The sequence below is a fragment of the Aquitalea aquatica genome, assembly GCF_013911085.1.
In the GTDB taxonomy this organism is placed as follows: Bacteria; Pseudomonadota; Gammaproteobacteria; order Burkholderiales; family Chromobacteriaceae; genus Aquitalea; species Aquitalea aquatica.
The window spans coordinates 50,488-77,312 of the sequence record NZ_JACERN010000018.1; the positions used below are offsets into that span (position 1 = coordinate 50,488).

The 26,825-nt window shown below is 57.7% G+C and carries 31 protein-coding genes; 11 read left to right on the forward strand and 20 right to left on the reverse strand.

All coding sequences use genetic code 11. The features are described 5' to 3' along the window. Positions 1–3: 3 nt before the first annotated feature. The 3 genes from H2Z84_RS05620 to H2Z84_RS05630 all read left to right on the forward strand — a co-directional run bounded on the left by H2Z84_RS05620 (position 4) and on the right by H2Z84_RS05630 (position 2,938). Positions 4–1,227 (forward strand): GGDEF domain-containing protein, encoded by a 1,224-nt coding sequence (locus H2Z84_RS05620; RefSeq protein WP_181835108.1) that lies wholly within the window; start codon positions 4–6, stop codon positions 1,225–1,227. A gap of 140 nt (positions 1,228–1,367) precedes the next feature. After that, the gene (locus H2Z84_RS05625) at positions 1,368–2,246 is read left to right on the forward strand and encodes an MBL fold metallo-hydrolase (RefSeq protein ID WP_181835109.1); all 879 of its coding nucleotides are present in this window, start codon (positions 1,368–1,370) and stop codon (positions 2,244–2,246) included. Continuing rightward, positions 2,240–2,938 carry a DsbA family protein gene (locus H2Z84_RS05630; protein ID WP_181835110.1) on the forward strand — a complete coding sequence of 233 codons (699 nt, stop codon included), beginning with the start codon at positions 2,240–2,242 and terminating at the stop codon, positions 2,936–2,938. Before H2Z84_RS05625 ends, H2Z84_RS05630 begins: the two co-directional genes overlap by 7 nt. A 70-nt stretch (positions 2,939–3,008) precedes the next feature. On the opposite strand, the gene H2Z84_RS05635 is transcribed toward H2Z84_RS05630, so the two are convergent. Beyond that, the gene (locus H2Z84_RS05635) at positions 3,009–4,157 is read right to left on the reverse strand and encodes a SpoIIE family protein phosphatase (RefSeq protein ID WP_181835111.1); all 1,149 of its coding nucleotides are present in this window, start codon (positions 4,155–4,157) and stop codon (positions 3,009–3,011) included. Between the two features lie 174 nt (positions 4,158–4,331). Here H2Z84_RS05635 and H2Z84_RS05640 point away from each other — a divergent pair, with 174 nt between their 5' ends. Beyond that, complete coding sequence (locus H2Z84_RS05640; RefSeq protein ID WP_181835112.1) at positions 4,332–4,802, forward strand: YaiI/YqxD family protein; 471 nt, start codon at positions 4,332–4,334, stop codon at positions 4,800–4,802. Between the two features lie 460 nt (positions 4,803–5,262). Continuing rightward, positions 5,263–6,015 carry a class I SAM-dependent methyltransferase gene (locus H2Z84_RS05645; RefSeq protein ID WP_181835113.1) on the forward strand — a complete coding sequence of 251 codons (753 nt, stop codon included), beginning with the start codon at positions 5,263–5,265 and terminating at the stop codon, positions 6,013–6,015. Positions 6,016–6,063: 48 nt separating this feature from the next. Here H2Z84_RS05645 and H2Z84_RS05650 read toward each other — a convergent pair whose 3' ends face one another. From H2Z84_RS05650 to tadA, 3 genes are read right to left on the reverse strand one after another with little or no spacing between them, the layout of a single operon-like run. Beyond that, on the reverse strand, positions 6,064–6,480 hold the full coding sequence (locus tag H2Z84_RS05650; RefSeq protein WP_181835114.1) for a DUF2721 domain-containing protein: 417 nt from the start codon (positions 6,478–6,480) through the stop codon (positions 6,064–6,066). A 5-nt stretch (positions 6,481–6,485) separates the two neighbouring features. Further along, positions 6,486–7,133 (reverse strand): L,D-transpeptidase, encoded by a 648-nt coding sequence (locus H2Z84_RS05655; RefSeq protein ID WP_181835115.1) that lies wholly within the window; start codon positions 7,131–7,133, stop codon positions 6,486–6,488. A gap of 1 nt (position 7,134) precedes the next feature. Beyond that, entirely contained in the window at positions 7,135–7,881 is a 747-nt protein-coding gene (gene tadA / locus H2Z84_RS05660) for a tRNA adenosine(34) deaminase TadA (protein ID WP_181835116.1), read from the reverse strand. A gap of 3 nt (positions 7,882–7,884) precedes the next feature. Between tadA and H2Z84_RS05665 the strand changes: the two genes are divergently transcribed. Beyond that, on the forward strand, positions 7,885–8,943 hold the full coding sequence (locus tag H2Z84_RS05665; protein WP_181835117.1) for a hypothetical protein: 1,059 nt from the start codon (positions 7,885–7,887) through the stop codon (positions 8,941–8,943). Positions 8,944–8,982: 39 nt separating this feature from the next. On the opposite strand, the gene H2Z84_RS05670 is transcribed toward H2Z84_RS05665, so the two are convergent. From H2Z84_RS05670 to smpB, 6 genes are all read right to left on the reverse strand, one after another. Continuing rightward, positions 8,983–9,261: a hypothetical protein gene (locus tag H2Z84_RS05670; protein WP_181835118.1), complete on the reverse strand. Its 279-nt coding sequence runs from the start codon at positions 9,259–9,261 to the stop codon at positions 8,983–8,985. A gap of 1 nt (position 9,262) precedes the next feature. After that, positions 9,263–9,649 (reverse strand): phage holin family protein, encoded by a 387-nt coding sequence (locus tag H2Z84_RS05675; protein WP_181835119.1) that lies wholly within the window; start codon positions 9,647–9,649, stop codon positions 9,263–9,265. 14 nt (positions 9,650–9,663) lie between these two features. Next, positions 9,664–9,978: an ElaB/YgaM/YqjD family protein gene (locus tag H2Z84_RS05680; protein ID WP_181835120.1), complete on the reverse strand. Its 315-nt coding sequence runs from the start codon at positions 9,976–9,978 to the stop codon at positions 9,664–9,666. A 527-nt stretch (positions 9,979–10,505) separates the two neighbouring features. After that, the gene (gene guaA / locus H2Z84_RS05685) at positions 10,506–12,083 is read right to left on the reverse strand and encodes a glutamine-hydrolyzing GMP synthase (protein WP_181835121.1); all 1,578 of its coding nucleotides are present in this window, start codon (positions 12,081–12,083) and stop codon (positions 10,506–10,508) included. Positions 12,084–12,148: 65 nt separating this feature from the next. Beyond that, positions 12,149–12,505: a hypothetical protein gene (locus H2Z84_RS05690; protein WP_181835122.1), complete on the reverse strand. Its 357-nt coding sequence runs from the start codon at positions 12,503–12,505 to the stop codon at positions 12,149–12,151. Next, the gene (gene smpB / locus H2Z84_RS05695; protein ID WP_181835123.1) at positions 12,502–12,957 is read right to left on the reverse strand and encodes an SsrA-binding protein SmpB; all 456 of its coding nucleotides are present in this window, start codon (positions 12,955–12,957) and stop codon (positions 12,502–12,504) included. Before smpB ends, H2Z84_RS05690 begins: the two co-directional genes overlap by 4 nt. A gap of 178 nt (positions 12,958–13,135) precedes the next feature. Here smpB and H2Z84_RS05700 point away from each other — a divergent pair, with 178 nt between their 5' ends. Next, positions 13,136–13,573 (forward strand): type II toxin-antitoxin system RatA family toxin, encoded by a 438-nt coding sequence (locus H2Z84_RS05700; RefSeq protein ID WP_103525393.1) that lies wholly within the window; start codon positions 13,136–13,138, stop codon positions 13,571–13,573. After that, positions 13,566–13,877 (forward strand): RnfH family protein, encoded by a 312-nt coding sequence (locus H2Z84_RS05705; protein WP_181835124.1) that lies wholly within the window; start codon positions 13,566–13,568, stop codon positions 13,875–13,877. The genes H2Z84_RS05700 and H2Z84_RS05705 overlap by 8 nt, the downstream gene beginning before the upstream one ends. A 47-nt stretch (positions 13,878–13,924) precedes the next feature. Here H2Z84_RS05705 and H2Z84_RS05710 read toward each other — a convergent pair whose 3' ends face one another. The 5 genes from H2Z84_RS05710 to pyrG form a co-directional block, all read right to left on the reverse strand. Then, positions 13,925–15,709: a GGDEF domain-containing protein gene (locus H2Z84_RS05710; RefSeq protein ID WP_181835125.1), complete on the reverse strand. Its 1,785-nt coding sequence runs from the start codon at positions 15,707–15,709 to the stop codon at positions 13,925–13,927. A gap of 76 nt (positions 15,710–15,785) precedes the next feature. Continuing rightward, a complete protein-coding gene (ftsB, locus tag H2Z84_RS05715; protein WP_059284867.1) occupies positions 15,786–16,076 on the reverse strand; it encodes a cell division protein FtsB in 291 nt (96 codons plus the stop codon). Between the two features lie 8 nt (positions 16,077–16,084). Further along, positions 16,085–17,368, reverse strand: coding sequence for a phosphopyruvate hydratase (gene eno / locus H2Z84_RS05720; protein WP_103525331.1), 1,284 nt, complete (start codon positions 17,366–17,368; stop codon positions 16,085–16,087). Positions 17,369–17,476: 108 nt separating this feature from the next. Continuing rightward, positions 17,477–18,328 (reverse strand): 3-deoxy-8-phosphooctulonate synthase, encoded by an 852-nt coding sequence (gene kdsA, locus H2Z84_RS05725; protein WP_181835126.1) that lies wholly within the window; start codon positions 18,326–18,328, stop codon positions 17,477–17,479. A 2-nt stretch (positions 18,329–18,330) separates the two neighbouring features. Further along, on the reverse strand, positions 18,331–19,971 hold the full coding sequence (pyrG, locus tag H2Z84_RS05730) for a CTP synthase (protein WP_181835127.1): 1,641 nt from the start codon (positions 19,969–19,971) through the stop codon (positions 18,331–18,333). A gap of 268 nt (positions 19,972–20,239) precedes the next feature. Between pyrG and rpmB the strand changes: the two genes are divergently transcribed. The 3 genes from rpmB to H2Z84_RS05745 all read left to right on the forward strand — a co-directional run bounded on the left by rpmB (position 20,240) and on the right by H2Z84_RS05745 (position 21,610). Continuing rightward, on the forward strand, positions 20,240–20,473 hold the full coding sequence (gene rpmB / locus H2Z84_RS05735; RefSeq protein ID WP_011137003.1) for a 50S ribosomal protein L28: 234 nt from the start codon (positions 20,240–20,242) through the stop codon (positions 20,471–20,473). A gap of 34 nt (positions 20,474–20,507) precedes the next feature. Beyond that, positions 20,508–20,663, forward strand: a complete 156-nt coding sequence (gene rpmG, locus H2Z84_RS05740; RefSeq protein WP_028453358.1) for a 50S ribosomal protein L33 — start codon at positions 20,508–20,510, stop codon at positions 20,661–20,663. 233 nt (positions 20,664–20,896) lie between these two features. Beyond that, positions 20,897–21,610, forward strand: a complete 714-nt coding sequence (locus H2Z84_RS05745; protein WP_181835128.1) for a type 1 glutamine amidotransferase — start codon at positions 20,897–20,899, stop codon at positions 21,608–21,610. 23 nt (positions 21,611–21,633) lie between these two features. Here the strand turns inward: H2Z84_RS05745 and H2Z84_RS05750 are convergent, their stop codons facing one another. From H2Z84_RS05750 to H2Z84_RS05770, 5 genes are read right to left on the reverse strand one after another with little or no spacing between them, the layout of a single operon-like run. Then, positions 21,634–22,503, reverse strand: coding sequence for a uracil-DNA glycosylase (locus H2Z84_RS05750; RefSeq protein ID WP_181835129.1), 870 nt, complete (start codon positions 22,501–22,503; stop codon positions 21,634–21,636). Beyond that, the gene (gene rimI, locus H2Z84_RS05755) at positions 22,500–22,937 is read right to left on the reverse strand and encodes a ribosomal protein S18-alanine N-acetyltransferase (protein ID WP_181835130.1); all 438 of its coding nucleotides are present in this window, start codon (positions 22,935–22,937) and stop codon (positions 22,500–22,502) included. Before rimI ends, H2Z84_RS05750 begins: the two co-directional genes overlap by 4 nt. Next, entirely contained in the window at positions 22,934–23,602 is a 669-nt protein-coding gene (gene tsaB, locus H2Z84_RS05760; RefSeq protein ID WP_181835131.1) for a tRNA (adenosine(37)-N6)-threonylcarbamoyltransferase complex dimerization subunit type 1 TsaB, read from the reverse strand. The genes rimI and tsaB overlap by 4 nt, the downstream gene beginning before the upstream one ends. 33 nt (positions 23,603–23,635) lie before the next feature. Beyond that, positions 23,636–24,859 (reverse strand): EAL and HDOD domain-containing protein, encoded by a 1,224-nt coding sequence (locus H2Z84_RS05765; RefSeq protein WP_181835132.1) that lies wholly within the window; start codon positions 24,857–24,859, stop codon positions 23,636–23,638. A gap of 24 nt (positions 24,860–24,883) precedes the next feature. After that, complete coding sequence (locus tag H2Z84_RS05770; protein WP_181835133.1) at positions 24,884–26,800, reverse strand: chemotaxis protein CheA; 1,917 nt, start codon at positions 26,798–26,800, stop codon at positions 24,884–24,886. Positions 26,801–26,825: the final 25 nt, after the last annotated feature.

A 26,825-nucleotide genomic window follows, 5' to 3' on the forward strand; every position in this document is an offset into this window, starting at 1 on the left:
GCCATGGTAGCGAAAATGCCCCCCAGCCTGAATCAGGCGCTGGCTACTGCCGACAAACAGCCCTGGTATCAGCTCCTGTTCCCGCCGCTGCTGGAAGAAATCTACCAGCGGGATACGGCGGCGCATCGCATCCGGCGTTACCGCCTGTTTGGCGTCATCGGCATCGTGGTGTTCATGTTGTATGGCCTAGTCGACCGCTTTTATCTGGTGGATGTCTACCAGCACATCTGGATCTGGCGCTGGCTGCTGCTGCCAGGTTTTGCCGCACTGACCATCTTCTGCAGTTTCTGGCGGCGTTTCCTGCCTTATTACGAATATTCCGTGGTGGTGGCCAGCACCGCTTTCGCGTTGGGGCTGATCTGGTTTTTCTCGCTGAGTCATATGCCCACCGCCCAGCATTACTATGGCGGGGTTATGTTGTGCCTGGTTTTCATGATGTTCGGATTGCGTATTCCATTTCGTCTGGCTTGTTATAGTTGCGCCGTCACGCTGGCTTACCTGGGATGGGTGTTGTGGAGTTTGCATTTCCTCGATGAGGCAGCACGCTCGCTCATTTTCATTCTGATGCTTTCCAGCGTATTGCTGGGTTTGCTCGGCCTGTTCCAGCTGGAAAAGGAGGAGCGGCGCAGTTATCTGCTGGCGCTGGCATTGCAGCGCGATCACCGGCAGTTGCAGCAGGGCTTCAAGTATCTGCAGCAAATATCCACTGTCGATGGTCTGACCGGCCTGTTCAACCGGCGCTATTTCGACCAGCAATTGCACACATTCTGGGAGCGCCGCCTGCAACAGCAGGTGGACATCGCCCTGCTGTTTGTCGATGTCGATTACTTCAAGCGTTACAACGACAGCCAGGGGCATCAGATGGGAGATGAAACCCTGATCAAGGTGGCACAAGTGATCAGTCGTCATGCAGAACCCTGGCAAGGCTGTGCAGCACGCTATGGCGGCGAGGAATTCGTCCTGTTGCTCAGTGGCTGCAATGTACAGCAGACCATGGCGCTGGCCGAACAGATCCGCCAGCAAGTCGAGGGACTGGCATTGGCACATCCCTCCTCATTGTGCAGCCAGGTGGTGACCATCAGCATCGGCATTGCCGTGGCACATGCCAGCATCAACCAGCAGCCCGACTGGCTGGTGAATACGGCGGATGCGGCGGTCTACCAGGCCAAGAAGCAGGGGCGCAACCGTATCGTGGCCATGCACTCCTGTCAGCCACTCGCCAGCTGAACAGGCGATTATCACTATTTGCTCTGTTTTTGAAACAATACTGCCCAGTTTGACGGGTTTATCTGTATTGTTTTTGGCGCTAAAGTGCACTCCATCAATGACACGCAGGGCAGATGCCCAGCACCATTCAGGAGATACACATGAAGCTTTCCACTTTGAAATTCCTGCCGTTGACGTTTGCTCTGGCCCTGGGTACGACGCTGGCCCATGCTGGTGAACCGCTCAAGCTGTCGGTCTACAATGCCGATGACAACAGCTTCAATGTCACCTCGGTGCTGGTCAGCGGTGAAAAAGATGCCGTGTTGATCGATACCGGCTTCACCCGTGCCGATGCCTACCGCATTGCTGCCCGTGTGCTGGATAGCGGCAAGCAGCTGAAAACCATTTACGTCAGCCAGGCTGATCCGGATTACTACTTCGGCGCCACCGTACTCAAGCAGATTTTCCCGCAGGCCGAACTGGTCGCCGCCGCACCGACTCTGGCCAAGATCAAGGCCAATGTGGTAGGCAAGCAGGCTTTCTGGGGGCCGAAAATGGGTGCCAACGCGCCCCAGGCTCCGCTGGCATTGCCACATGCCTTGTCTGGCAAACAGCTGATGCTGGAAGGCCAGGCACTGGAAGTGCGCGGCACCACCGGCCCGCTTGCTCACCGTGGCTATGTGTGGATTCCGTCGATTCGTGCCATCGTGGGTAATGTCGGTGTGGTTTCCGGTCTGCATGTGTGGACGGCCGATACCCAAAGCAAGCAGGAACGTCAGGCCTGGGTGGCCCAACTGAATGAAATGGAAGCGCTGCAGCCCGAGCAGGTGGTGCCAGGTCACATGGTAGCCAATGCCCCCACCGGGGTGGCCAGCCTGCGCTTTACCCGCGACTATCTGCAGCAGTTTGAAAAGAATCTGGCCGCCTCGGCCAATAGTGCCGAGCTGATCCAGCGCATGCAGCAAGCCTTCCCGCAGGCTGGCGAAGCCATGTCGCTGGAGATTGGTGCCAAGGTCAACAAAGGCGAGATGAAATGGTAAAAGCCACGCTGCATTATTTTTACGACCCGCTATGTGGCTGGTGCTATGCCGCCTCGCCACTGTTGCAAGCCGCAGCCGCGCAGCCGCAATTGTCGCTGCAACTGCATGGCGGCGGCATGATGAGCGGTGTCAATCGTCAATCTGTCACCCCGGCGCTGCGCGATTATGTGATGCCGCATGATCAGCGCATTGCCAAGATGACCGGCCTGTCGTTTGGCGAAGCATACTTTGAGGGCTTGCTGCGTGACAGCAGCGCCGTGTTTGACTCTACCCCGCCAACCGCTGCCATCCTTGCCGCCGAGCAACTGGGCCTGCCGGCGCTAGAGATGTTGTCTGTCCTGCAACGGGCGCATTATCAGCGCGGTTTGCAAATTGCCAAACCCGAGGTCCTGCAGCAACTGGCAGGAGAAGTGGGCCTGCCGGCTGCGGAATTTGCAGCCGAACTGGAACGGCAGCTGGACAAGGTAGCAGCACATACTGCGGACAGCCGCTTGCGTATGCAGCAGGCGGGTTTGAGCGGCTTCCCCAGCCTGTTGCTGGAGCAGAACGGCCAGTGGCAGCGGGTGGATATATCGCCCTGGTTGGGGCAGCCGCAGGCTTTTGTCGCTGCCCTGCTGGGAGAGCTGGCGGCCAGTGGCGAAGATGCCGCCCTGTTGTGCACCCCGGAAAGCTGCACGCCACCCCAAGCTTGAGCGGGCTTCCCATGAAAAAAGCCGATCGCCGTTTAACGGGGATCGGCTTTTTTACTGGCTGGTGATTGATTTACTGGCAGCGGACCACCACCAGCGAGATGTCATCGTGGTTTTCCCGTCCGGCCAGATGCTGGTTGACGGCATGGGTGATGGAACCCTGGATATCTAGCGTGCGCGCCTGGCTTACCGCACGCAGAATGCCATCCACGCCAAAGGGCTGGCGGCTGTCATCATAGGCTTCGGTTACGCCGTCGGAGCAGACGATGAGGGCGCCGGCATCTTCCCAGCTGAAATAGTCGAGCGTGGATTCAAAAGCGCTATCCGGCAGAATACCCAGAGGTGGTGAGCGCGAAGCAAAGGACTTAAGCATCTCGCCCTGGCGGTCGACATACATGGCACAGGGAATGCCGCCATTCCATACCGCTATGCGCTGCAATTGGTAATCCACCTCGATGATGGCGGCGGCGACAAAACGGCCAATGGGCAGAATGGTGTGCAGCTTGCGGTTGATGGTGCGGGCAATTTCCTGCACTGGCAGGTTACGGTCGCACATGGCAAAGAAGGTATCGACAGCCGGCAGGCCACAGATGGCCGCCGCCAGTCCATGCCCCGTGCTGTCGGCCAGCATGATGCGGTCCAGCCCCGACTGGCAGCGACGAATACAGATGGTGTCACCGCTGAAATTCATCGCTGGGCGCTGCCACTGCTGGATATTGGGCGGTGTCTGCTCGGCGCGGCGGGTAAAGCGGTCCAGCACCATCTGGGCAAACATCTGCTCCTGCTCGTTGATGCGATAGTAGCTTTCCAGCCGCTCGCTATCCGAGGCGATGCGTTGCTGCATTTCCGAAATGCGGATCAGCACATGCAGCTTGGCAGTGAGAATGTCCAGATCAATCGGTTTGGTCAGGTAGTCATCCCCGCCCATGGTCAGGCCGCGCAGCAACTGGCTGCGATCCGACAACGATGTCAGGAAAATGATGGGAATCCAGTGCTCGCCCAGCAACTGGCGGATGGCGGCCGTTGCGGCAAAGCCATCCATCACCGGCATGGTCACATCCATGAAGATGACGTCGGGCCGCTGTTGGCGGCAGTAGTCCACTGCTTCCTGTCCATTGCTTACCGGTACGGCTTCATGGCCAAGCAGGCGGATGTAGTCGAGCAGAATCTGACGGGAGGTCGGACTGTCTTCGGCCACCAGGATGGTCAGCGCGCGGGTCATTCAACAAACCTTGTGAGGGGAGGGAGAGAAATCATGCCCCACTACTATAGTGGCCTTGGCCGGTTTATGCCATTAGCTTGGTAATGAATGCACCGACTTTAACAAATTGCCGTGGGCAGAAGTATGGCGACTGTTGTAGGCTTGCCGCACTCCAGCCACACAAGAAGCGTAATCATGACTATCTGGGTAGATGCCGACGCCTGTCCTGCCGTGATCCGCGACATCATTTGTCGCGCCGCCCAGCGCACGGCCACGCCAGCAGTATTTGTGGCCAACCGGCGTCCTGCTTTGCCGGCCAGTCCCCATATCCGCAGCATTGTGGTGGGGCAGGGCTTTGATGTGGCCGATGCCGAAATCGCCCGGCAATGCCAGGAAGGCGACCTGCTGGTCAGCGGCGATATCCCGTTGGCGGCACAGGCACTGGCCAAAGGTGCAGCTGCCATCAATTTCCGCGGTGAAGCCTATTCCAGCGATACCATCGAAGGCCAGCTGACCCTGCGCGACTTCATGGACAATTTGCGGGGCAGTGGTATCCAGAGCGGAGGGCCACCGCCATTCAGCCAGGCAGATCGTCAGCAATTTGCCGGCAAGCTCGACCAATGGCTGGCGGCCCGCCTGCGTCGTACCAGCCCGCCAGCCCACTAATCTGGCTGGTGCAGTACACGCCGGCAAATGTTGTTGCTGCGGCCTGCGGTGACGGTCTATTAGTTGCAAGTCCATTCCATTCGGTCTGCTCGCCTTGCCATCGTCCCCGGTCTGCCTGTCCTGCTGGTTTTTACCGTGGGTGGCAGGCTGGTGGATCTTGCCTGATGTTGTTTTCTCCACGGTAATAATCAACACAATCTGCTGCATGGCTGATCCGGCACAAGTATTGGCTGGTATAACCGATACAGAATAATGGTAACGAATAGCGGCGGCTATTTAACTACCTGATTATTATTTACGGGTGAAAAATGCGGTTTGTTTAAATAATTTTTTGTAAAATAAATTAATTTTAATTCGCGCAAATTTTCAATGCTATTATCATTTTTGTGCAAAATGAAAGGGTGACGCGGAATAGTCCGGCGCACTATTTACCTGAGAGAGCGTTTATTTGAGCCCCATCATGGATATGCGTGCCATTGCCACATTTGATCTGCAGTCCGACCAGTACGCACGCTACCGACCACGCTATCCGGATAGCTTGTTTCGCTGGCTGAATGCGGTGGTGGCCGGGCATGAGCGTGCCTGGGATTGTGCTACTGGCACGGGATTGGCCGCGGTAGAGTTGTCCCGTAGCTTCGCCCGGGTTGATGCCTGCGACATCAATCACAGCCAACTGCAGGCGGCTGAGCCCGTCGGCAATATCATGTACCTGGAGTGTGCGGTGGAGCATCCGCCGTTTGGCGATGCGGTGTTCGATCTGGTGACAGTGGCGCAGTCCCTGCACTGGTTTGACCTCCCCCGTTTCTGGCCTCATGTACAACGGACGCTCAAGCCCGGCGGGGTATTTGCCGCCTGGGGCTATGACTGGTTTCATGTCAATCCGCAGGTAGACGACGCCATGCGCTTTTTCCGCGCCGTCATCGAGCCGTTCTGGTCCAGTTGCAGCCAGTTGCTGTGGGATGGCTATCGTGATGTCGGACTGCCGTTGCCGCTGCTGGAAACGCCGCAATGTCAGATCATGATGGATTGGAATTTCGAGCAGTTGCTGGGCTATCTGCATACCTGGTCGGCGACCAAACTGTGCGAGCAAAGCCTGGGCAATCATGTGCTGAATGATGCCCGTCAGCGTCTGGCGCGTGGCTGGGGCGATCCAACCATCGTGCGCCGTGTCAGCATGCCCTTGCATATCATTGCCGGGCGCAAGGCAGATTGAACAAAAAAACCGGCCAGGCCGGTTTTTTTTATGATGGGGCGGAGGCGCTTAATACTGCTGGCGGTGTGATTCGGCTTCCAGATCTGACAGCAGGATATTCAGGGCGTCGGATGAGCGCACCAGCTCCCACAGCGATGTAGCCAGCGAGGCAATCATCATCAGCAGGCTGATGCCGAAAGACAGCTCACCCAGTTGCTGCCAGCCGGTATAGATCTGGAACATGGCCATGGTGCACAGGAACAGGCTGCCGATACCCAGAAACTGCATCCACTTGATGAGCTGGATGCGGGTACGCAGATTGCCGATTTGCAGCAGGATCTTGGGATTTTGCTCTTCCTTGTAATCGGTATACAGATTACGGATGATGCTGGCCAGGCCGAGGAAACGATTGGTATAGGCCAGTAGCAGCAGGGAAATGGCGGGGAACAGCAGCGCTGGCGTGGTCAGGTTAAGAGCGGGGTGCATGGTGGTCAGGAGTTCTCGTCTATCAAAACGTCGATGCCGTTTGGCGTTTGCTCAAACAGCTGGATAATGTCCGGGTTTTTCATTCGTACGCAACCCAGCGAAGTCGGGTTGCCCCAGGCCACATGATCGCCAGCCCCGTGAATGTAGATGGCACGGTCATAGCTGTCGACATTGCCACCCTGGTTTTTGCCCGGCTCATCACCGCACAGCCACAGGATGCGGGTGAGGATCCAGTCCTTGTCGGGGTATTGCTGATGCAATTCGGTCGTGTACTTCCACGGAGTGACCCGACGGCGAAAAATGATGGTGTTTTCTTCCGCACCGGCCCCCAGCTTGTCGCACACATGGTGCCAGCCACGCGGGGTCTGGTAGCTGTTAACCTGTTCGCCAGCGCCTCGCTTGGCGGTGGAGGCTATATAGTGCTGCTGTTGCCGGCCCCACTCGTCAAACAGGCTGAGTGACTGGCTGTGGATGCCGACCAGAATCCATGGCTGACCATAATGACGTTGATTGGCGCGGGTGGGTTGAATGGGCCACGCCTGCTCCGTCTGCAGGACAAAACTGGCGGCATCCTCTGCTGCCCCCGCCGCCGCAACGTGGGGTAAGGCCAGCAGGCCGCACAGCAGAATCATGCTCCACGACAGTCTGTACATGCTAGGGCTCCTGTGACCGGCGTTGGCGGAAGAAGGCGGCCAACTGGGCCGCACATGGTTCGGCCAACTGTCCACCCCATACTGCGGTGTGATGATTCAATTGCCGTAGCGCAAACAGATCGGTCACGCTGCCAGCCGTGCCGGTTTTGGCTTCGTAGGCCCCAAATATCACCCGCGCCAAGCGCGCATGCAAAATGGCACCGCTGCACATGGCGCAAGGCTCCAGTGTGACATACAGGTCGCAACCGTCCAGTCGGTAATTACCCTCATGCCGAGCCGCCGCACGCAGCGCCTGGATTTCGGCATGGGCCGTTGGATCGCAACTGCCCAGCGGCTGGTTGAAACCGCGGCCGATGATCTGGCCGTCTTTCACCACCACCGCTCCCACTGGTACTTCGCCTTGTCCTGCCGCCAGCTCGGCTTGCAGCATGGCCTGCTGCATGAAGCGCTCGATGTCAGTAGCTGCCGGAGGCAGCGACACCGGCGGGTGTGTAGCCAGTTGCTGGCGTAAATCCAGCTTGTCGGCATCACTCAGCTGCGACCAGTGCACGCCGCGCGCCGCTGCTTCCAGAGCGAACAGCAGGCGCGTGGTGACGGTATGGCCGGCTGCTTTCAGGAGCAGAAAGGTTGTTGCACTGCCCTGTTGCTGTAGTTGCTCCCGGCTGGCAATACCCATGTCGCGTAGCCATTGCACCGCTGCAGGTGGCAGGGGCGGCGTGCCTAACAGGTCGGTAGAAGAAGAGGGCATTGAGTGTATGCGTACAGTCCAAGGAACTGGCATTTTACCGGTATTGCTCGCCAGGCTTGTAGCGTTGCTTTAAAGAAGTCGCCGACAATGCCGATAGATTCACATGAAGATAGCGACTTGGTAGCTGCCGGTATGAGCCAGATTCAGTTTTCCCCCCATTTTCTCAACCAGACTGTGCTACGCAGCAGTAACTCGCCTGCAGCCAGCAAGTCCGCCAACGTCATGGCCACCCAGGCAGGATCAGCCGCTGCGGTTCTGCCCGCCGCCTTGCCAAATAGCGGCAAGCAGGCAGTCAATCAATCGCTCCAGCTTGCTTTGAATCAGTGGCAGCAGCAACAAGCCAGCCTGAGCAGCCGATCTGCGGCCCGCCGCCAGTCAAGTCAGGCGCAACAGCTCGATGGCAGCCGTATGGAGGCGCTGAAAGAGCGCATCAAGAATCTGCGCCAGATGATGATGTTAGTGGGCAAGGATAAGGGCGGGTTGCGCTCCATTGCCATGCAGCTCAAGCAGATTACTTCAGAGCTGCGTCAGATGGTAGCCAGTGCCACAGGCAATGACGCGCAACAGAGCATGGCGCTGACTGTGACCACGAGTGGATCCTCCGGCGCGGAGAGTACGACAACGGACAGTGCTGATGGCCAGTCAGCACAAGTCAGCGACGATGCCAATGTAGGTGCTGTCAGTCAAGAGACGCCGGCTGGCACCGCTGCGGCAGATTCTGGTAGCGACAGCAAGCAGCAGCTTGGCAGTGCTCTCATCGCCGACAGTATGGCAGGGAGCGGTAATAGCGCGGCCTTGAAGGGGAATCTCGAGCTGCAAATCATGCTCAGCAGTATCAAGTCGATTCAGCAGTGGCTAAAGCAGCGCAGCCAGCAAATACAATCGGATGATGGCCTGAAAAAATTGCTCGAATCGAGTGACAAGGACATGGCCGCTATTGATCACATGCTCAATGGTGGCGACAACAGTGATAGTGGCGAAAGCACCATCGCAGTCCAGTTCAGCGGGGCAGAGGTCAGTGCGGGTAGTGCTGACAGTGCTAGCGGTAGTGTTCAGTCCTGAAACCAGCCAAATAAAAAGCGGCTGTCGCCGCTTGGTTTATCACCGGGATGGCCAGAACTTGCTGGCCAGCTTCCAGAGCAGAAATACCCGGGATGCCCGGCGCAACCATTGGCGCAGCGATTCCGAAGGGAGAATGGCGGCCAGCGTGTTGACCAGTTTTCCCAGCGCGCTGCTGCTCGAGAAAGCCTTGAAGCCCTCGCTGGCCAAGCCAAGCGGGCGTTGACGCAAGCTGTCGATTTCCAGCTTCAGCTTCACGCGTAGCACTTCGCCTTTCATCAGCAGCAATTGTTTTTTCAGCGCACGATCTTGTGGTGACATCTCAGCGCCTCCCGCTCAGGCTGTCCCAGTCTTTGCGGACTTCTGCGACCGTATCGGCAAAGGGGGCGCGGCTACGATAGGCACGTTGCTTCAGTTGCCACAGCAACCCCAGCCCCCCTAATACACTGACTAAAGTGAGGCAGGACAGCAGCGCAGGGCGATAGTCGGCCGGGGTCAGCACCAGCAGCAATAGTAGTGCGCACAAGAGGCCAATCAGCAACAGAATCAGCGCCAGCCCGCCAAGTAGCAGGCTGAACAGCAGATTGTCCTTGTGCTCTTCAGCTTCAAGCAGGAAAAGCTCAAAGCGAGTCAGCAGCAAGGAAAACACCCCGCCCATCAGCGAGCGAATGCTGCCTGGGCGAGATGTCTGGCGTGGGGAATCGCTCATTCAGTCAATCCGCCTTAGCGGCGCGAAACCAGCATGCCGAGCAGAAAGCCCACGCCGGCGGCGATACCGATCGATTTCCACGGGTTTTCATGTACATAGTCATCGGTTGCCCGAGCGGCTACCTTGGCCTTGCCGACCACAACTTTCTCGGCTTCCAGCAAACGGGCTTTGGCCAGCTTGATGTTCTCGCCCAGGCGCTTGCGCAACTCACGTCCCTTTTCTCCGCCTTCATCGCTGGCGGCACCAAGCAAATCTTCGGTACTGGACAAAACCTGGCGTACATCTTCCAGTAGTTGTTCTTTTTCCTGATTGAGTGCGGCATCGGACATAGCGATCTCCTTGGCTAAAGTTGAGGCGGGTAAACTGTATCGGACCACCATGCTAAAAGAATGGTTCCCATCTCCCGCGTATGCCTGTTGACCGTAACAGTCGGGATGGGGTACGTCAAATGCTCACGGTCAAACATTTGCTGTAGTGCAACAACGCAGCCTTGCCAGATGGATGCAGCATGGCAGGGAACCGACGATCGCCGTGCTTAATCTGCTGCCGACAATTCCGCAGCTGCAACAGAGAAGGGGCGAAGGGGGCTATGCTGCTGTGCCCATTGAACAACTACTGTGGGTGCCGTGGGACAAAGAAAAGCCCAGTTTCCCGGGCCTTGGATAGCAAGCATATCGTCCAAAATTTGTCCAAGTAGCTTGCGACATCCCCCGGTATTTTACCCATGATGCCTCAAGTCTGACCTTTTAATCATTTTCGCCGGTCTGGATAATCGAAATGTAAAAAGGGCCTGTTTGCTAGCAGGCCCTTTGATTGCAGTGATGTGTTTTTATATCATTTGTAAATCAACAGCTTATCATTCCCACTCAATCGTTGCCGGCGGTTTGCCCGACACATCGTAAACCACGCGGTTGATGCCGCGCACTTCGTTGATGATGCGGTTGGAGGCGCGGCCCAGCAGTGCGTAGGGCAGTTCGGCCCAGTGGGCGGTCATGAAGTCGCTGGTGACCACGGCACGCAGGGCGACCACGTAGTCGTAAGTGCGACCATCGCCCATCACACCAACCGATTTCACTGGCAGGAACACGGCAAAGGCCTGGCTGGTGAGGTCGTACCAGTTCTTGCCGGTTTTCTCGTCCACGGTATTGCGCAGTTCTTCGATGAAGATGGCGTCAGCCTGGCGCAGCAGGTCGGCGTATTCCATTTTGACTTCACCCAGGATACGCACGCCCAGGCCCGGGCCCGGGAAGGGGTGGCGGTACACCATGTCGTGCGGCAGGCCGAGTGCCACGCCCAGTTGGCGCACTTCATCCTTGAACAGCTCGCGCAGCGGTTCCAGCAGCTTGAGGTTCATGTCTTCCGGCAGGCCGCCCACATTGTGGTGGCTCTTGATGGTGTGGGCCTTTTTGGTCTTGGCACCTGCGGACTCGATCACGTCCGGGTAGATGGTGCCCTGGGCCAGCCACTTGGCATTGGTCAGCTTGTTGGATTCGGCCTGGAACACTTCGACGAATTCGCCGCCAATGATCTTGCGTTTCTTTTCCGGGTCGGTTTCGCCGGCCAGCTTGCCCATGAACTGTTCGGTGGCATCCACGTGGATGACTTTCACACCCAGGTTCTGCGCAAACATTTCCATCACCATCTTGCCTTCGTTCAGGCGCAGCAGGCCGTGGTCAACAAAGACGCAGGTCAGTTGCGGGCCGATGGCGCGATGGATCAGGGCGGCAGCAACCGAGCTGTCCACGCCGCCGGACAGGCCGAGGATGACTTCTTCATCGCCTACCTGGTCACGGATTTTCTTGATCGCTTCGTCGATGTAGTTGGGCATGGTCCAGCTGGGAATGGCACCCGCCACGTGCAGCACGAAACGATGGATCATTTCGGTGCCGCGCTTGGTGTGGGTCACTTCCGGGTGGAACTGTACGCCGTAGTAGCCGCGGTCTTCATCGGCCATGGCGGCGATGGGGCAGGACGGGGTTTCGGCGATGACATGGAAGCCGGCGGGCAGGGCGGTGACCTTGTCGCCGTGGCTCATCCACACGTCCAGGAAACCGTTGCCGGCATCGTCGATGTGGTCTTGCAGGCCTTCCAGCAGCTTGGAGTGATGGCGGGCCTGGATCTGGGCGTAGCCGAATTCGCGCGTGTCACCGGCTTCCACCTTGCCGCCCAGGCTTTGCGCCATGAACTGCATGCCGTAGCAGATGCCCAGTACCGGAACGCCCAGTTCGAACAGGGCCGGATCGGCTTGGTAGTCGGATTCGTACACCGAGTTGGGGCCGCCTGACAGAATGATGGCCTTGGGGCCGAATGCACGGATTTCTTCAATCGGCATGTCAAACGAATGAAGCTCACAGTAGACGTGAGCTTCGCGTACGCGGCGGGCAATCAACTGGGTAACTTGAGAGCCGAAGTCGAGAATGAGGATCTTGTCCATGCCTGTCCTTGAAAGGTTCCGTTGGCCCGAGGGCCTGTCGTTCAATGGGTAAATGGTGCGCCGGATCAGGATTTGTCCTGGTCTTCCAGCATGGAGCGCCAGCGCAGGCTGCGCTCCGGAATGCGGTCACTACGTGCCAGCAGCATCAACAAGCCCATCACCACCATGCCCAGCGACAATAGGTGGCTGAATTGCAGGCCCATATTGTCGCGCAGGTAGATGGCCGCACCGGCGTAGACCAGCAGCGGGCTGCTGACCAGGGTGGATTTGTTGAAGCCGTCGATGATCAATAATAGACACCCTGCAGCTGCCAGTAGCAGGGAAAGCAGAGTGGAGGTATCCGGTAGCAGGGCGGTGCTCTTGAGAAACCACACCGAACCCAGGCAGATCAGTGCAATGGGTAGGGCGGCGCTCTTTTTCATTCGCCACCTCGCTGGTTCTTCATGAAACGCTGCTTTTCACGCTGCCATTCACGGTCTTTTTCCGTGTCGCGCTTGTCGTGCAGCTTCTTGCCCTTGGCCAGGCCAACCTGGGCCTTGATATTGCCTTTGCTGTAGTGCAGGTCCAGCGCCATCATGGTGTAGCCAGCGCGTTCCACCTTGCCGATGAAGCGGTTCATTTGGGACTGGGACATCAGCAGCTTACGTGGGCGTACCGGGTCTGGCTTGACATGGGTGGAGGCCGATTGCAGAGCGGTGATGTGGCAGCCAATCAGCCAGAAAGCGCCGTTTTTCCAGTCGATATAGCTTTCCTTGAGCTGGACGCGTCCGGCGCGTATGGCCTTGACTTCCCACCCTTCCAGCACAAGCCCGGCCTCGAGTTCTTCCTCGATGAAATAATCATGGAAGGCTTTGCGGTTCTGGATGATGCTCATGAGCCTGAGATTTCCGTGGCTTTAAAAGGGAATCCGCCATTCTACCAGAAGCTGCGTCCAGGCCAAAATTCCTGAAAATCAGCAGCTTGAAATCAGCTGCGGGACAGGCACGGACAGCCGGGGCAGCTTTTGGTAAACTTGCCAGCTTGAATCATTTTGCACAATGTGCGGCTTCCCCATGCAGGTTGTAGAAAAGAAAGTCCTGGTTGCGCATACCCCGGCGCAGATGTTTGCCCTGGTCGACAAGGTGGAAAATTACCCGCGTTTCCTGCCCTGGTGCGCCAAGGCGGAAGAGCATGCGCGCGAGGGTGATCAGCAGGTGGCCAGCCTGCATATTGATTACCTGAAGATTCGCCAGCATTTCACCACCCGCAATACCTTGCGTGATGGCGAAAGCATCCTGATGGAGCTGGTGGAGGGGCCCTTTCAGCACTTGCAGGGCCTGTGGCAATTTACCCCGCTGGGTGATTTCGGCTGCAAGGTGGAGTTCACCCTGCGCTACGAGTTTTCCAGCAAGCTGCTGGAAAAGGTAATCGGACCGGTGTTCGGCCATATTTCCGGCACGCTGGTGGATGCCTTTATCAAGCATGCCGACAAGGTATATGGCGATGACTGAGCAGATTCGGGTAGAGGTCGCCTGTGCCTTGCCGCAACGGCAGCGCATCATGGCGCTGCAGGTGGCGTTGGGGACGACGGCGGAGCAGGCGGTGCGGCAGTCCGGCATTCTGGCGCAGTTTCCCATCATCGATGCGGCGGCGCTCAAACTGGGTATTTTCAGTAAGGCCATCAAGCCGGATACGGTGCTGCGCGAGGGGGACAGGGTGGAGATTTACCGCCCCTTGCAGGCTGACCCCAAGGCGGTACGGCGGCAACGGGCCGAGGCCGGCAAGGGGATGAGCAAGGGCGGCAGCGCAGAATGAAAAAACCGGGGCAGCTCCCCGGTTTTTTTGTGTGTTGACTGCGTGACTCAGATGATGCGGTCGGGCTCGGCCGAAATGACGCGGTTCTTGCCGCTGATCTTGGCCTGATACATGGCTTGGTCCGCACGTTCGATCACTTCGATGTCCTGTTCGCCCAGATGCCATTTGGCCACGCCGGCACTGAAGGTGATGACCAGCCGGTCGTTATTGGCCATGAAGAAAGTACGGGTCAGCTCGCGTTGCAGTCGCTGCACGGTATCGATGGCTTCATCTACCGGGGTGTCTGGCATCAGCAGGACAAATTCTTCACCGCCAAAGCGGGCGACGATGTCGGCCGGACGCAGATTGTGCTTGATCACGTCCACCAGATACTTCAGCGCGTCATCGCCAGTCAGGTGGCCATAGCGGTCGTTAAGCTGTTTGAAATTGTCGACGTCGATCAAGGCGACGCTCAGGTCGCTGCTGGTGCGCTCGGCACGGCTGATCTCGCGCTGGAAATGTTCGGCTAGGCCGCGGCGGTTGTAGGCACCGGTCAGCTGGTCTTCCTTGACCTTGGCGCTGGCGGCTTCCAGTGCGTTTTCCAGCTCGTTGATACGTTGTTCGGCGGCTTCTACCTGCTCGCGGGCGGACAAGAGTTCGTCGCGCGAACGGGTCAGGTCCAGCTGCATCAGCGAGGTGTCTTCCATCAGCGAACCGATGATGCCGCTCAGCTCTTCGACATTGCTGGTTTGCTTCAATTTTTCGCTATGTTTGCTGATCTTGCTGTGGAAGTCGTCAGTCGTGTCGGTCATCAGCGCCAGGCGCGAGATGAAGCGGTCCAGCAGGGTGCGCAAGGAGCTGGTGGCTTCGTCCAGCGTGCTTTTCAGCATGCCCTGCTTGCGGATGACTTCCTTCAGGCTGGTTTCCAGCTGGTATACCTGTTGCATCGACAGCGGCTGGTGCGACAGCACTTCCTGCAGCGAATGAACCTGGCCGACCAGATAATCATCCGAGCGGTTGATCTCGGCCACATTGTCCAGCAACAGGCGCAGCAGATTGGTGAGTCCGGAAACCAGGCGGCCTTCCTGCTGGGTCTGCAGTTCCAGCTTAATCATGAAGCCGCGCAGCTTGGGCATGTAGACATTGAGGCTGGCATCGTCGCAGACCTGATTCAGCTCACGGATCAGTGCTTCCAGCGATTCCACCATGTCCGGCATGCTGATCAGGCGCGGCTCCAGCCCGTGCTTGAGGGCAAAGGCCAGCGTCCGTTGCCACAGCGGCCAGCTGCTATTGTCCTGGCCGGCCACCGTGGAAATAGTGCTGTCGACACTTGCCGGGTCATCCGGAATGATGAGTGCTTCGCGCTGACTGGCTGGGGCGCTCCAGTTTTTGACCAGTGCCGACAGTTTGGTATTGAGTTCTTCAGGCTGATTGCCGTAATTGATCAGAACCCGTTCCAGCGCTGCCTGTTTGTGATGCTGTGGCAGGTCGGGCAGGCGCAGATCCCAACTGCGGATCAGGCTTTGTATCAGGCTGCCCCAGGTTTGGGTCAGATTACTCTCGGTCAGTGCTAGTCGCAGAAAATCAATGGCCAGCTGCGGTAGTTGTTCCCAGCGGGACTCGTCGGTGGCTTGTTTGATGCGCAGCAGGGAAGTCTTGGTCTGCGGGGATTCAGCGGGAATGGTTTCCAGAGCCCGCAGCAACTGGGTGCCCAGCTTGTTGTCGCGCTCGATCGGGGTTTGCGTGAGCTCGTGGTAGACGCGCTCGAAATTTTCCGGTGTTGGCAGCAATTTGCGCATGCTCAGTTGTTTGAGCGTTTCGCGTGCAACCTCAATCGGATTCTGTGTTGTCATTGACCAAACCCTGGAAGTTTTGAAGCCAGCCATAATTATTTTTAGTCTAGGAGGGTGAAGGTTTGGATGGGCTTAGTCAATGTTTTGCAGAGGCGGCCGGATCCAGTAATTGAAAAAATACCTCACCATTGCGGATCATACCAAGTTCATTCCGCGCTCTCTCCTCAATCGCGTCAGTTCCTTGCTTCAGATCACGTACTTCGGCATCCAGTGCAGCGTTGCGGGCTATCAGCTTTTGCGTGACAGCCCGCTGTTCTTGCAATTGCTTGTCCAGCTGCCAGACCCTGAGCCAGCTCCCCTTGCCAAACCACAAGGGCCATTGCAAGGCGATCAGCAGGGTTACCAGAGTCAAGGTCAGCCAGCGCATAGTTCAGCTTATTTCAGGTGGTAAAAGGCGGCACGGCCCGGATAGTAGGCAGCATCACCCAGCTCTTCTTCGATACGCAGCAGCTGGTTGTACTTGGCCATACGATCCGAACGCGACAGTGAGCCGGTCTTGATCTGCATGCAGTTGGTGGCCACGGCGAGGTCGGCAATGGTGCTGTCCTCGGTTTCGCCGGAGCGGTGGCTCATCACGCTGGTATAGCCGGAGCGCTTGGCCAGATCAACTGCTTTCAGGGTTTCGGACAGGGTGCCGATCTGATTCACCTTCACCAGCAGCGAGTTGCAGATGCCGACTTCGATGCCCTTGGCCAGGATTTTCGGGTTGGTGACGAAGACATCGTCACCAACCAGTTGGATGCGCTTGCCCAGACGGTCGGTCAGGATCTTCCAGCCGTCCCAGTCGTGTTCGCTCATGCCATCTTCGATGGAAATGATCGGGTAGTTGTTGACCAGGGTTTCCAGGTAGTCGGCAAACTGCTCGGAGGACAGTTGCAGGCCTTCGGCGGTCAGGTGGTACTTGCCATCCTTGTAGAACTCGGAAGAGGCACAGTCCAGCGCCAGCATCACGTCCTGGCCTGCTACGTAACCGGCAGCATCGATGGCTTCCAGAATCAGCTTGATGGCATCTTCATGGCTGGCCAGATTGGGGGCGAAACCGCCTTCGTCACCCACGGTGGTGGCGTAGCCCTTGTTGTCGCACAGTTTTTTCAGGCTGTGGAAGATCTCCGCGCCGCAGCGCAGTGCTTCGCGGAAGGTTTGTGCGCCAACCGGCATGATCATGAATTCCTGGATGTCCAGGGTGTTGTTGGCGTGAGCGCCACCATTGATCACGTTCATCATCGGCAGCGGCAGGGCCATCGGGCCGGCACCACCCAGATAGCGGTACAGCGGCAGGCCGGCGTCTTCGGCGGCTGCGCGAGCCACGGCCATGGAAACAGCCAGCATGGCATTGGCGCCCAGGCGGGACTTGGTTTCGGTACCGTCCAGTTCGATCAGGGTCTTGTCGATGAAGGCCTGGTCGGCAGCATCTAGGCCGATAATGGCTTCGCAGATTTCAGTATTGATGTTTTCTACGGCTTTCAGTACACCTTTGCCCAGGTAGCGGCTCTTGTCGCCGTCACGCAGTTCCAGTGCTTCTTTTTCGCCGGTGGAGGCGCCGCTGGGAACAGCTGCGCGGCCCATGACACCAGATTCCAGCAGTACATCGGCTTCAACGGTGGGATTGCCGCGAGAATCGAGAATCTCGCGGGCCACTACGTCAATGATCGAACTCATACTTGTCCCCTTCAGTTGCTTTGCTAGGTTAACCGTATCACCACCGGCCAGCCCTCTTCAGACGGCTGGCCGCAGAAAACTTGTTACCACAAATGGAACGAAAACGTATTACAGCGAGTGTTCCGGCCAGGCACTTTGCTTGACCAGGCTGTCCAGTTGCTGCAGCGTGGCCAGCAGTTCCTTCATGCGGCTCAGCGGCCAGGCATTGGGGCCGTCGGACATGGCACATGCCGGGTTGGGGTGGGTTTCCATGAAGATGCCGGCAATGCCCGCAGCGACGGCGGCGCGCGCCAGTACCGGCACGAATTCGCGCTGTCCGCCGGAAGAGCTGCCTTGTCCACCTGGCAGTTGTACCGAGTGGGTGGCATCGTAAACGACCGGACAACCAGTTTCGCGCATGATCATCAGCGAGCGCATGTCGGATACCAGGTTGTTATAACCAAAAGACACGCCACGTTCGCAGCTCATGAAGCTGTCTTCCGGTAGGCCGGCTTCCAGGGCAGCGGCGCGGGCTTTGTCGATGACATTCTTCATGTCGCCCGGTGCCAGGAACTGGCCCTTCTTGATGTTTACCGGTTTGCCGCATTGCGCAACTGCACGGATGAAGTCGGTCTGGCGACACAGGAACGCCGGGGTTTGCAGCACATCCACCACGCTGGCAACCTGGGCGATTTCACTCTCAGCGTGTACATCGGTCAAGACGGGGACGCCGATCTGGCGTTTTACTTCGTCCAGGATGCGCAGGCCTTCATCGATGCCAAAGCCGCGAAACGAGGTGCCGGAAGAACGGTTGGCCTTGTCGTAGCTCGACTTGTAGATGAAGTTGATGCCCAGTGCGCTGGTGATTTCCTTCAGCTGACCGGCAGTGTCCAGCGCCATCTGTTCGCTTTCGATCACGCAGGGGCCGGCGATCAGGAACAGGGGCTGGTTGAGGCCGACTTCGAATCCGCACAGTTTCATGCTTATTTCCCTTGCTTTTCAGCCTTGTAGTCGATAGCTGCCTGCACATAGGCCTTGAACAGCGGGTGGCCATCGCGCGGGGTAGAGGTGAATTCCGGGTGGAACTGGCAGGCAAAGAACCAGCGGTGGTCTTTCAGTTCGATGGTTTCCACCAGCTTTTCATGACCGGCGGAACGGCCGGAAATGGTCAGGCCGGCAGCTTCCAGGCGCTGTACGTAGTAGTTGTTGACTTCGTAGCGGTGGCGGTGGCGCTCGACAATATCGGTGGCGCCGTAAACGCGCGCAGCCAGCGAACCATCAACCAGATCACAGTGCTGACCACCCAGGCGCATGGTACCGCCCAGATTGGAGTTTTCGTCACGCTTTTCGATCTTGCCGTCGTGATTGACCCATTCGTCGATCAGGGCGACCACCGGGTAATCGGTGTCGAGGTCGAATTCGGTGGAGTTGGCTCCGGCCAGACCAGCCACGTCACGCGCGTATTCGATTAGCGCGATCTGCATGCCCAGACAGATACCCATGTAGGGGATATTGTTCTCACGGGCAAATTTCACCGCCTTGACCTTACCTTCCACGCCGCGCTTGCCAAAGCCGCCCGGTACCAGGATGGCATCCATGTCTTTCAGCGATTCGGCACCGTCGCGCTCGATGTCTTCGGAGTCGACATAGATGATGTTGACGGCCGAACGAGTGTGGATGCCCGCGTGTTTCAGCGCTTCGGACAGCGATTTGTAGGATTCAGTCAGATCGACGTATTTGCCGACCATGGCGATATTGACCGATTGTTCCGGATGCTCGATGGCGTCGATGATGCGCGCCCATACCGACAGATCGGCCGGCGGAATATCCAGCTGCATGTGTTCGGTAATGATGTCGTCGATGCCTTGCTCGTGCAGCATCGCCGGTACCTTGTAGATGGAGTCGGAATCGTAGCAACCGATGACGGCGTTTTCTTCCACATTACAGAACAGCGCGATCTTGCGCTTTTCATCGGCCGGCAGTTCGCGGTCCATGCGGCATAGCAGGATGTCCGGCTGGATACCGATTTCGCGCAGTTCCTTCACCGAGTGCTGGGTCGGCTTGGTCTTGATTTCGCCGGCGGTGGCAATGAACGGCACGTAAGACAGATGCACATACATGGTGTTCTTGCGGCCCAGGTTGGAGCGCAACTGGCGGATGGCTTCCAGGAAGGGCAGGGATTCGATATCACCCACGGTGCCGCCGATTTCGACGATGGCCACGTCGGCGTCGCCGGCACCCTCATGCACCTTGTGCTTGATTTCGTCGGTAATGTGCGGAATGACCTGAACGGTGCCACCCAGGTAATCGCCACGGCGTTCCTTGGTGATGACCGACTCGTAAACCTGACCGGTGGTAAAGTTGTTGCTCTTCTTCATCTTGGACTGGATGAAGCGCTCATAGTGGCCAAGGTCAAGGTCGGTCTCTGCGCCGTCTTCCGTCACGAATACTTCACCGTGCTGGAAGGGGCTCATGGTACCCGGATCGACGTTGATGTACGGGTCGAGCTTCAGCATGGTGACTTTCAGCCCGCGCGACTCAAGAATGGCAGCAATGGACGCAGCGGCAATGCCCTTCCCGAGGGAAGACACCACACCGCCGGTTACGAAGATATACTTGGTCATGGAATTACGGCTCTATGGGAATCCGGGATTTTAACCTGAAATCGCTTGGATTTGAACCGCCATGGCACCGCTTGTTGCAACAATGAATGCAACACTTGCCTCGGGCAATTGCATGTTGCACTCGCGTGTTTGTGGTAATTCCGTTACAATCCGCCCCGACTGTTTCATATACGAGATCGTGCTTTCTACGGAAAGTGCGCATCATGCTTGAATCGCTGGCTTTTTTCATGGTATAAAGCCAGCTTTTACCGGTTTTGGGAGTGTTAACATGGCGCGTGTTTGCAAAGTCACCGGCAAACGTCCGATGACCGGGAACAATGTTTCCCACGCCAACAACAAGACGAAACGTCGTTTCCTGCCGAACTTGCAGTACCGCAAGTTCTGGGTAGAAAGCGAAAACCGCTGGGTGCGCCTGCGCGTATCCAACGCTGCACTGCGTACTATCGATAAAGTTGGTATCGATGTAGTGCTGGCAGATCTGCGCGCTCGTGGCGAGATCTAAGCGGTCAACTAGATAGCGACAGATAGGTTATACAATGCGCGATAAAATCAAGCTTGAATCCACCGCCGGCACTGGCCACTTCTATACCACTACGAAGAACAAGCGCACGATGCCGGAAAAAATGGAGATCAAAAAATTTGATCCCGTTGCCCGTAAACACGTTATCTACAAGGAAACCAAGCTGAAGTAAGCTTGTTTTTCGGTAACGTTCAAGAGCCCTTCTCTGGTGCACGGAGAAGGGTTTTTTATTGCCTGTCGTGCACTGGTTCATGATGTTGTTTCCACGGCTCACTTCTGCTGGTCTCTTGGTAATTTGATCAATTATCAATTCATCGTCGCTGTAAATTCATCTATATTGGCTTTTTTCATTTTTTTGTGATCACTTTCTACCGGTTGTGTGCAAGGTGAGCATGAGGAGACGATGTGAAGCCCATCGCCATTATTCAGCATGTATCGCTGGATGGACCGGAGTATTTTCTCGATTATCTGAACCGCCAGGCTATACCTTCGTGCATTTTCAAGGTCTATGCCGGGGATGCGCTACCCGAGGATGTGACGGCCTATGCTGGTATTGCCACGTTTGGTGGCCCAATGAGCGTCAATGACGAGGCAGAGCATGGCTGGATTCTGCCAGAGATCGATTTTTTACGGCGAGCGGTGGCTGCCGATGTGCCGGTAATTGGGCATTGTCTGGGTGGCCAGTTGCTGGCACGGGCGCTAGGTGCACACGTCCGCAAGGCGGAGATTCCGGAAATCGGCTGGATCGATCTGCAATCCGAGTCGGGAGTAGCGGCGGCGGAGTGGTTTGGCGAGCGCTCGTCCTTGCGTGTTTTTCAGTGGCATAGCGACAGTTTCGACTTGCCGCAGGGGGCAAGTTTGCTCGCCAGCAGTGCTTATTGTCGCAATCAGGCCTATCTGTACGACGGTCGGCACCTGGGCATGCAGTTTCATTGCGAGGTGAAGGTTGAAATGATCCGGCAGTGGTTGCAGGTGGGTTATCAGGAGATCAATGCGCATGACCTGCCCAGTGTCATGTCGGTGGCGCAGATTGCCGCTTCTCTGGAAGAGGGAATGCCACAGAGCCACAACCAGGCCGATGCGATCTATCGGCGCTGGTTACAGGGGGTCTATGGCTGATGCTACATGGCCTGAAGGCGCAACTAACTGCTGAGGCGGCTAAAGTGTTGTTTGGCCAGCACCATATCTTGCCAGGCTTTGGCCTTGTCCGGCAGGTTGCGTAGCAGATAGGCCGGGTGATAGGTGGCAATCAGTGGAATGCCCTGATACTGGTGTAGCTGACCACGCAGCTTGCCTATGCTTTGCTCGGTCTGCAGCAGGGTTTGCACGGCAAAGCGGCCCAGCGCCAGGATCAGGGTGGGTTGTACATGGCGGATCTGCTGTTGCAGATAGCTGCTGCACGCCAGGATTTCTTCCGGATTGGGGTTGCGATTGCCTGGTGGCCGGCATTTCAGCACATTGGCGATATAGACATCGTTTTCACGGTCCAGCCCGGCGGCGGCCAGCATATTGTCCAGCAGCTGGCCGGCCTTGCCGACGAAGGGCTGGCCTTGCCTGTCCTCTTGCTCACCGGGCGCCTCGCCGATCAGCATCCAGCGGGCCTGCGGATTACCGCGGCCAAATACAGTCTGGGTGCGAGTGTGGCAGAGCTGGCAGTTTTGGCAGTTTGCCACAGCGTGTTCCAGCTGTTCCCAGCCCAGCTCCACCTGTGGCTGGGGCGATGTCAGTGGCTGCTCCGGGCGGTCAGTTACCTGGGGGGGCGCTGAGGCAGAAGCCGCGGTACTAGCCACCGCCGCTGCGCTTGTCACCATGGCCGGGGCGGGTAGGTGATCCTCGGCCAAGGTCGGGGGAGAGGGCGGCGCATCAGTAAGCGGCGGCAGGCTGGCTTGCTGCTGTGCCAATTGTATGGCTTGCCTGTCCAGTTCGGCTGGATGCTGTTCAAACCAGCCGCTGCGGGCCTGCCATTGCGGGCCAAGGCCGATGGCCTGCTGGATAAAGCTGCTGCGGTTCACAGGCTTGCCTCCATCAGGATGGCGTGTTCGCGTTGGCCATCCTGGCCGGGGTAGTAATTTTTGCGCAGGCCGGATTCACGAAAGCCACAGCGCTGATAGAGTGCCCGCGCCGGGATATTGCTGGCGCGCACTTCCAGAAATAGCCGCAGACAGCCCTGTTGCTTCAGATCCTGCATCAGGCCGTTCAGTAGTTGTCGGCCCAGGCCACGTCCCTGCTGCGGCGCGGCGATAACAATGTTCAGCAATTCGGCTTCATCCAGTACCGGCATCACCACGGCAAAGCCGATCTCTTGCTGATCCAGGCAGTAAAACGGGTGGCCGGCGCTGATGGAGTCCTGATAATTACCTGCGCTCCAGCCATGCTGTGTTGCGGCGGCCTCCATTGTGGCCAGGTCACCGGCCGAGGATGGGTGGTAGCGACGGACGCTGCTCATCCCTTTAGTGCCTGCTGTTCGATCGAGGTCAGTGCTACTTTGTTGCGAACATACAGCAGCTCGGCCTCGCGCGGGTGTTGCATGGGGTAGCGGCCGCTCTGTGCCAGCGCGATGTGGGCGCGGGCATCGGCACGCAGCACGCCGCTATGGCGGATTAGCTCGCGTTGCCCAGCCAGTAGCGTAGGGTAGTTTTCAAAACCATCGCCTGCTACCTGGCTGATTCCGTCGGGTAAGACCACGGCCTGGGGGTCTTGCAGGGTGATCGGTCCCTTGCGTTGCCAGTGCGGGCCGGTTTGGTAGACCGCGCAATACACTTGCTGCATGCGCGCATCCAGGCAGACCAGCAACTGGTCGGCTTCGCTTTGCTGGGCGACGGCATCCAGTGTGGGAATGCCGATGACTGGCAGCCCTGCTGAAAAAGCCAGTCCTTGTGCCAGGCCGCAAGCAATGCGCAGACCGGTAAACGAACCTGGCCCCTGCCCGAAGACGATGGCGTCGAGCGCTGCGAGTTTGATGCCTGCCTGTTGTAGCAGGCTGTCGATTTCCGGCAGTGTCCGTTCTGCGTGTTTTTGTCCCATTTCCTCATGAAAGGCGTACATCTCGCCATCCAGGCTGAGGGCCAGGGACAAATAACTGCTGGAGGTATCAATGGCTAACAGTTTCATCGAGGGGGTCGGAACCGGCTGAAGGGCTGGCAATTATAAGCCCAGATCCTCGACCCATGCGAGTGCGGCGACGTGGGCCTGATTGAGCTGGTCTGCATTCAGCTTCAACTGGGCTGACTGTTCGACTACTCCGGTCAACTGGCCATCTTCGCAGCTGCAGGTCAGTTGCAGCAGCGCACCCATCTGGCCCTTGCGTTCCGACAGGGCTTCGATCAGGGGCACCGGCAATTGCAAGTGTTCCAGAATATTGGGCATGGGCATGTCGAATAGCACATCCAGCAGACTGAACATGCCGACAATGAACAAATTGTCGCAGTCGTCATGATTCAGCCCCAGTTGCTCGCCCAGTAGCTCCATCAGGCGACCACGCGTCACGGCGGTTTTCTGCAAGGCCGGCGGGGCATGACCATCATCGGAGGCCGTGACCAGCAGCAGGGTCAGCCAGCGGTACAGTTTTTTGTAACCCAGTACGGTGACTGCATGTGAAAAGGAACTGATGGTGGTGTTCAGGCCAGCTGCGGCCGAATTGACATAGCGCAGCAGTTTGAAGGACAGGGCCACATCGCGCTTGAGGATCTGTTCTACCTGGCGCAGGTCAGCGTCCATGCGCAGCAGGTTGAGTAGTTCCAGCGCATTGCTGAAGGTGGGGTGAATCACCCGTGCCGACAGGGTTTCCGGCTTGGCGAAGTAGTAGCCCTGAAAGCCATCCATGCCCAATTCTTTGCACAGATGGTATTGCTCATGGGTTTCTACCCGTTCGGCGATGCGGATCACCGGATAGCTGCGCAAGCGGGCAGCCAGCACCTGGAAGTGGTTGGTATTGCGGTTCTGGATGTCCAGCTTGACGTAGTTGGCGAACTCCAGAAAAGCGGCTGACTGGGCCTCGAACGAGAAGTCATCCAAAGCGATGCCAAAACCCAGCGAACGCAGATGGCGCGCTCGCGACAGCAGCTCACTGGATGCGCTGATGTCAGGGGCGATATCCAGAATCACCCGGCGTGGTGGCAACAGCTCCAGAAAGTCGCTGGTGAGCATGGCTTCACCAACATTGATAAACGCCAGCTTGTTACCGATCAGCCAACTGGTACCCATATTGTTGAGGGTGTTGACCAATACTTGGGTATCCGCCTGCAGCTCGCTGTGGGGCCCTACCGAGTTGGCTTCCTCGCTTGCACGAAAAAGCAGCTCATACCCGATGAGCTGCTGGTTACGGTTTAATACCGGTTGTCGGCCAATGAAGGCGCTTTGTGAGGTCATGAAACTTGCCAGTTCTGGTTTTTCTTATGCGGAGATCAACTCCGAGGTCCGGACTTGGCCGTTGGTGCCATCGCTGGAGCTGAGCAGGTCTTCCATGTCCAGCACCAGTACTACCGAGCCGTCGCCAGACAGCGTGGCACCGGCCACACCCTTCGGACGAATATTCTGCAACGGCTTGATGACAACATCGTCACGACCAACAAAGGAGTCGATGGCCAGAATGAAGGACTTCTCAGCCGACTGCATCAGTACGCCAAAGTAGGGCTTCTGCGTCGGTTCCCAGCCCAGCAGGCCAGCAAGGGTGCGCAGCGGCAGGATTTCGTCGCGGACCACGATGGTGGGCTTGCCGGATACTTCCTGGATGGCGTTCGGATCGATGGTGATGATCTCGCGTACCATGGCCAGCGGAACGGCAAACGGCTGGTTGCAGGCGCGGACCACCAGTACCGGCAGAATAGCCAGTGTCAGCGGCAGCGAGATGCTGATGCGGGTGCCTTCACCCGGCAGCGAGTTGATATCAATGCGACCGTTTAGCTTCTGGATATTGGTCCGCACCACGTCCATGCCGACACCACGGCCGGAGACGCTGGAGATTTGGTCCTTGGTGGAGAAGCCCGGCATGAAAATGAGCTGCAGGCACTGTTTCTCATCCAGACCGTTGGCGGTTTCCTGATCAATCAGGCCCTTTTCGATAGCCTTGCGACGCAGGGCATCCGGATTCATGCCCTTGCCATCGTCGGTGATTTCGATCTGGATGTGATCACCCACCTGCTCGGCAGTCAGCTGGATCAGCGATTGCGGCTTCTTGCCGGCGGCAATGCGTTCTTCCGGCGACTCCACACCATGATCGACGGCGTTGCGTACCAAGTGGACCAAAGGATCGTTCAGATCTTCGATCATGGTCTTGTCCAGCTCGGTTTCTTCGCCGGACAGCACCAGTTCCACTTCCTTGCCCAGTTGACGGGCCAGGTCACGTGCCAGACGCGGATATTTCTGGAACAGGCGGCCGATAGGCTGCATGCGCGTTTTCATCACCGCGTTTTGCAGATCGCCCACCAGCAGGTCGAGCTGGCTGATGGCTTCGTCCAGCGAGCGCAGGGTGTTGCCGTCGCGATTGCCCTGCAGGATTTCCGTGCGCAGGGTGGTCAGGCGGTTTTTGGTCAGGCCGATTTCACCGGACAGGTTCAGTACCATGTCCAGGCGTACCGTATCAATACGGATAGTATTTTCCTGCGGGCCACTGCTGTTGCCGGCACTGCTGGGCTGCTTATTGGCAACAGCCTTGCTGGCGGGTTTGGCTGCCGGAATATGTTCTGCCACGGGCAGCAATTCCTGAACCGGTGCGGTGGCAATGGCTGCAACAGGTGCTGCCGGTGCTGCTGCCGGAGTAGCCTGCGGCACGATGGCCTGATGCAGGGCATTCCAGTCTGGGCCATCTGTGGCTGCTGCGGCTACCGGAGCCGGGCTGGCCACAGCTTGCGCTACCGGGGCCGGCGCTACCGCGGCAGGAGCCGGGGCAGGGGCAGGGGCTTCTGCCTTGCCGGGCATTTCACCGGCCAGTACGGCATCCAGTGCATTGAGTACATCGGCATCGGCATCGGCCACCATCAGGCCTTGGCCCAGAGTGCCGAACATGTCGCGCACAATACCGGTTGCGTCCAGAATCACGTCCATGACTTCCGGCGTGATGTGCAGTTCACCGTTGCGCAGCTTATCGAACAGGTTTTCGGTGCGATGGCACAAATTCACCATCGGACCCACGTTTAGAAAGCCAGCCCCGCCCTTGATGGTATGAAAGCCCCGGAAAATGTCATTCAGCAATGCCTTGTCTTCAGGACGTTTTTCCAGCTCCACCAGTTTGTTGTCCACATCGGACAGCAGATCGGTAGACTCCATCAGGAAGTCTTGTAGCAGTTCTTCCATGCCGCCAAAATCGCTCATTTTCTCACCCCGCTTATGCCGCTAA

Coding starts and splice junctions, on each gene's coding strand:
- H2Z84_RS05620 (WP_181835108.1), top strand. CDS start 4: ATGGTAGCGAAAATGCCCCCCAGCCTGAATCAGGCGCTGGCTACTGCC.
- H2Z84_RS05625 (WP_181835109.1), top strand. CDS start 1,368: ATGAAGCTTTCCACTTTGAAATTCCTGCCGTTGACGTTTGCTCTGGCC.
- H2Z84_RS05630 (WP_181835110.1), top strand. CDS start 2,240: ATGGTAAAAGCCACGCTGCATTATTTTTACGACCCGCTATGTGGCTGG.
- H2Z84_RS05635 (WP_181835111.1), bottom strand. CDS start 4,157: ATGACCCGCGCGCTGACCATCCTGGTGGCCGAAGACAGTCCGACCTCC.
- H2Z84_RS05640 (WP_181835112.1), top strand. CDS start 4,332: ATGACTATCTGGGTAGATGCCGACGCCTGTCCTGCCGTGATCCGCGAC.
- H2Z84_RS05645 (WP_181835113.1), top strand. CDS start 5,263: ATGGATATGCGTGCCATTGCCACATTTGATCTGCAGTCCGACCAGTAC.
- H2Z84_RS05650 (WP_181835114.1), bottom strand. CDS start 6,480: ATGCACCCCGCTCTTAACCTGACCACGCCAGCGCTGCTGTTCCCCGCC.
- H2Z84_RS05655 (WP_181835115.1), bottom strand. CDS start 7,133: ATGTACAGACTGTCGTGGAGCATGATTCTGCTGTGCGGCCTGCTGGCC.
- tadA (WP_181835116.1), bottom strand. CDS start 7,881: ATGCCCTCTTCTTCTACCGACCTGTTAGGCACGCCGCCCCTGCCACCT.
- H2Z84_RS05670 (WP_181835118.1), bottom strand. CDS start 9,261: ATGTCACCACAAGATCGTGCGCTGAAAAAACAATTGCTGCTGATGAAA.
- H2Z84_RS05675 (WP_181835119.1), bottom strand. CDS start 9,649: ATGAGCGATTCCCCACGCCAGACATCTCGCCCAGGCAGCATTCGCTCG.
- H2Z84_RS05680 (WP_181835120.1), bottom strand. CDS start 9,978: ATGTCCGATGCCGCACTCAATCAGGAAAAAGAACAACTACTGGAAGAT.
- guaA (WP_181835121.1), bottom strand. CDS start 12,083: ATGGACAAGATCCTCATTCTCGACTTCGGCTCTCAAGTTACCCAGTTG.
- H2Z84_RS05690 (WP_181835122.1), bottom strand. CDS start 12,505: ATGAAAAAGAGCGCCGCCCTACCCATTGCACTGATCTGCCTGGGTTCG.
- smpB (WP_181835123.1), bottom strand. CDS start 12,957: ATGAGCATCATCCAGAACCGCAAAGCCTTCCATGATTATTTCATCGAG.
- H2Z84_RS05700 (WP_103525393.1), top strand. CDS start 13,136: ATGCAGGTTGTAGAAAAGAAAGTCCTGGTTGCGCATACCCCGGCGCAG.
- H2Z84_RS05705 (WP_181835124.1), top strand. CDS start 13,566: ATGACTGAGCAGATTCGGGTAGAGGTCGCCTGTGCCTTGCCGCAACGG.
- H2Z84_RS05710 (WP_181835125.1), bottom strand. CDS start 15,709: ATGACAACACAGAATCCGATTGAGGTTGCACGCGAAACGCTCAAACAA.
- ftsB (WP_059284867.1), bottom strand. CDS start 16,076: ATGCGCTGGCTGACCTTGACTCTGGTAACCCTGCTGATCGCCTTGCAA.
- eno (WP_103525331.1), bottom strand. CDS start 17,368: ATGAGTTCGATCATTGACGTAGTGGCCCGCGAGATTCTCGATTCTCGC.
- kdsA (WP_181835126.1), bottom strand. CDS start 18,328: ATGAAACTGTGCGGATTCGAAGTCGGCCTCAACCAGCCCCTGTTCCTG.
- pyrG (WP_181835127.1), bottom strand. CDS start 19,971: ATGACCAAGTATATCTTCGTAACCGGCGGTGTGGTGTCTTCCCTCGGG.
- rpmB (WP_011137003.1), top strand. CDS start 20,240: ATGGCGCGTGTTTGCAAAGTCACCGGCAAACGTCCGATGACCGGGAAC.
- rpmG (WP_028453358.1), top strand. CDS start 20,508: ATGCGCGATAAAATCAAGCTTGAATCCACCGCCGGCACTGGCCACTTC.
- rimI (WP_181835130.1), bottom strand. CDS start 22,937: ATGAGCAGCGTCCGTCGCTACCACCCATCCTCGGCCGGTGACCTGGCC.
- tsaB (WP_181835131.1), bottom strand. CDS start 23,602: ATGAAACTGTTAGCCATTGATACCTCCAGCAGTTATTTGTCCCTGGCC.
- H2Z84_RS05765 (WP_181835132.1), bottom strand. CDS start 24,859: ATGACCTCACAAAGCGCCTTCATTGGCCGACAACCGGTATTAAACCGT.
- H2Z84_RS05770 (WP_181835133.1), bottom strand. CDS start 26,800: ATGAGCGATTTTGGCGGCATGGAAGAACTGCTACAAGACTTCCTGATG.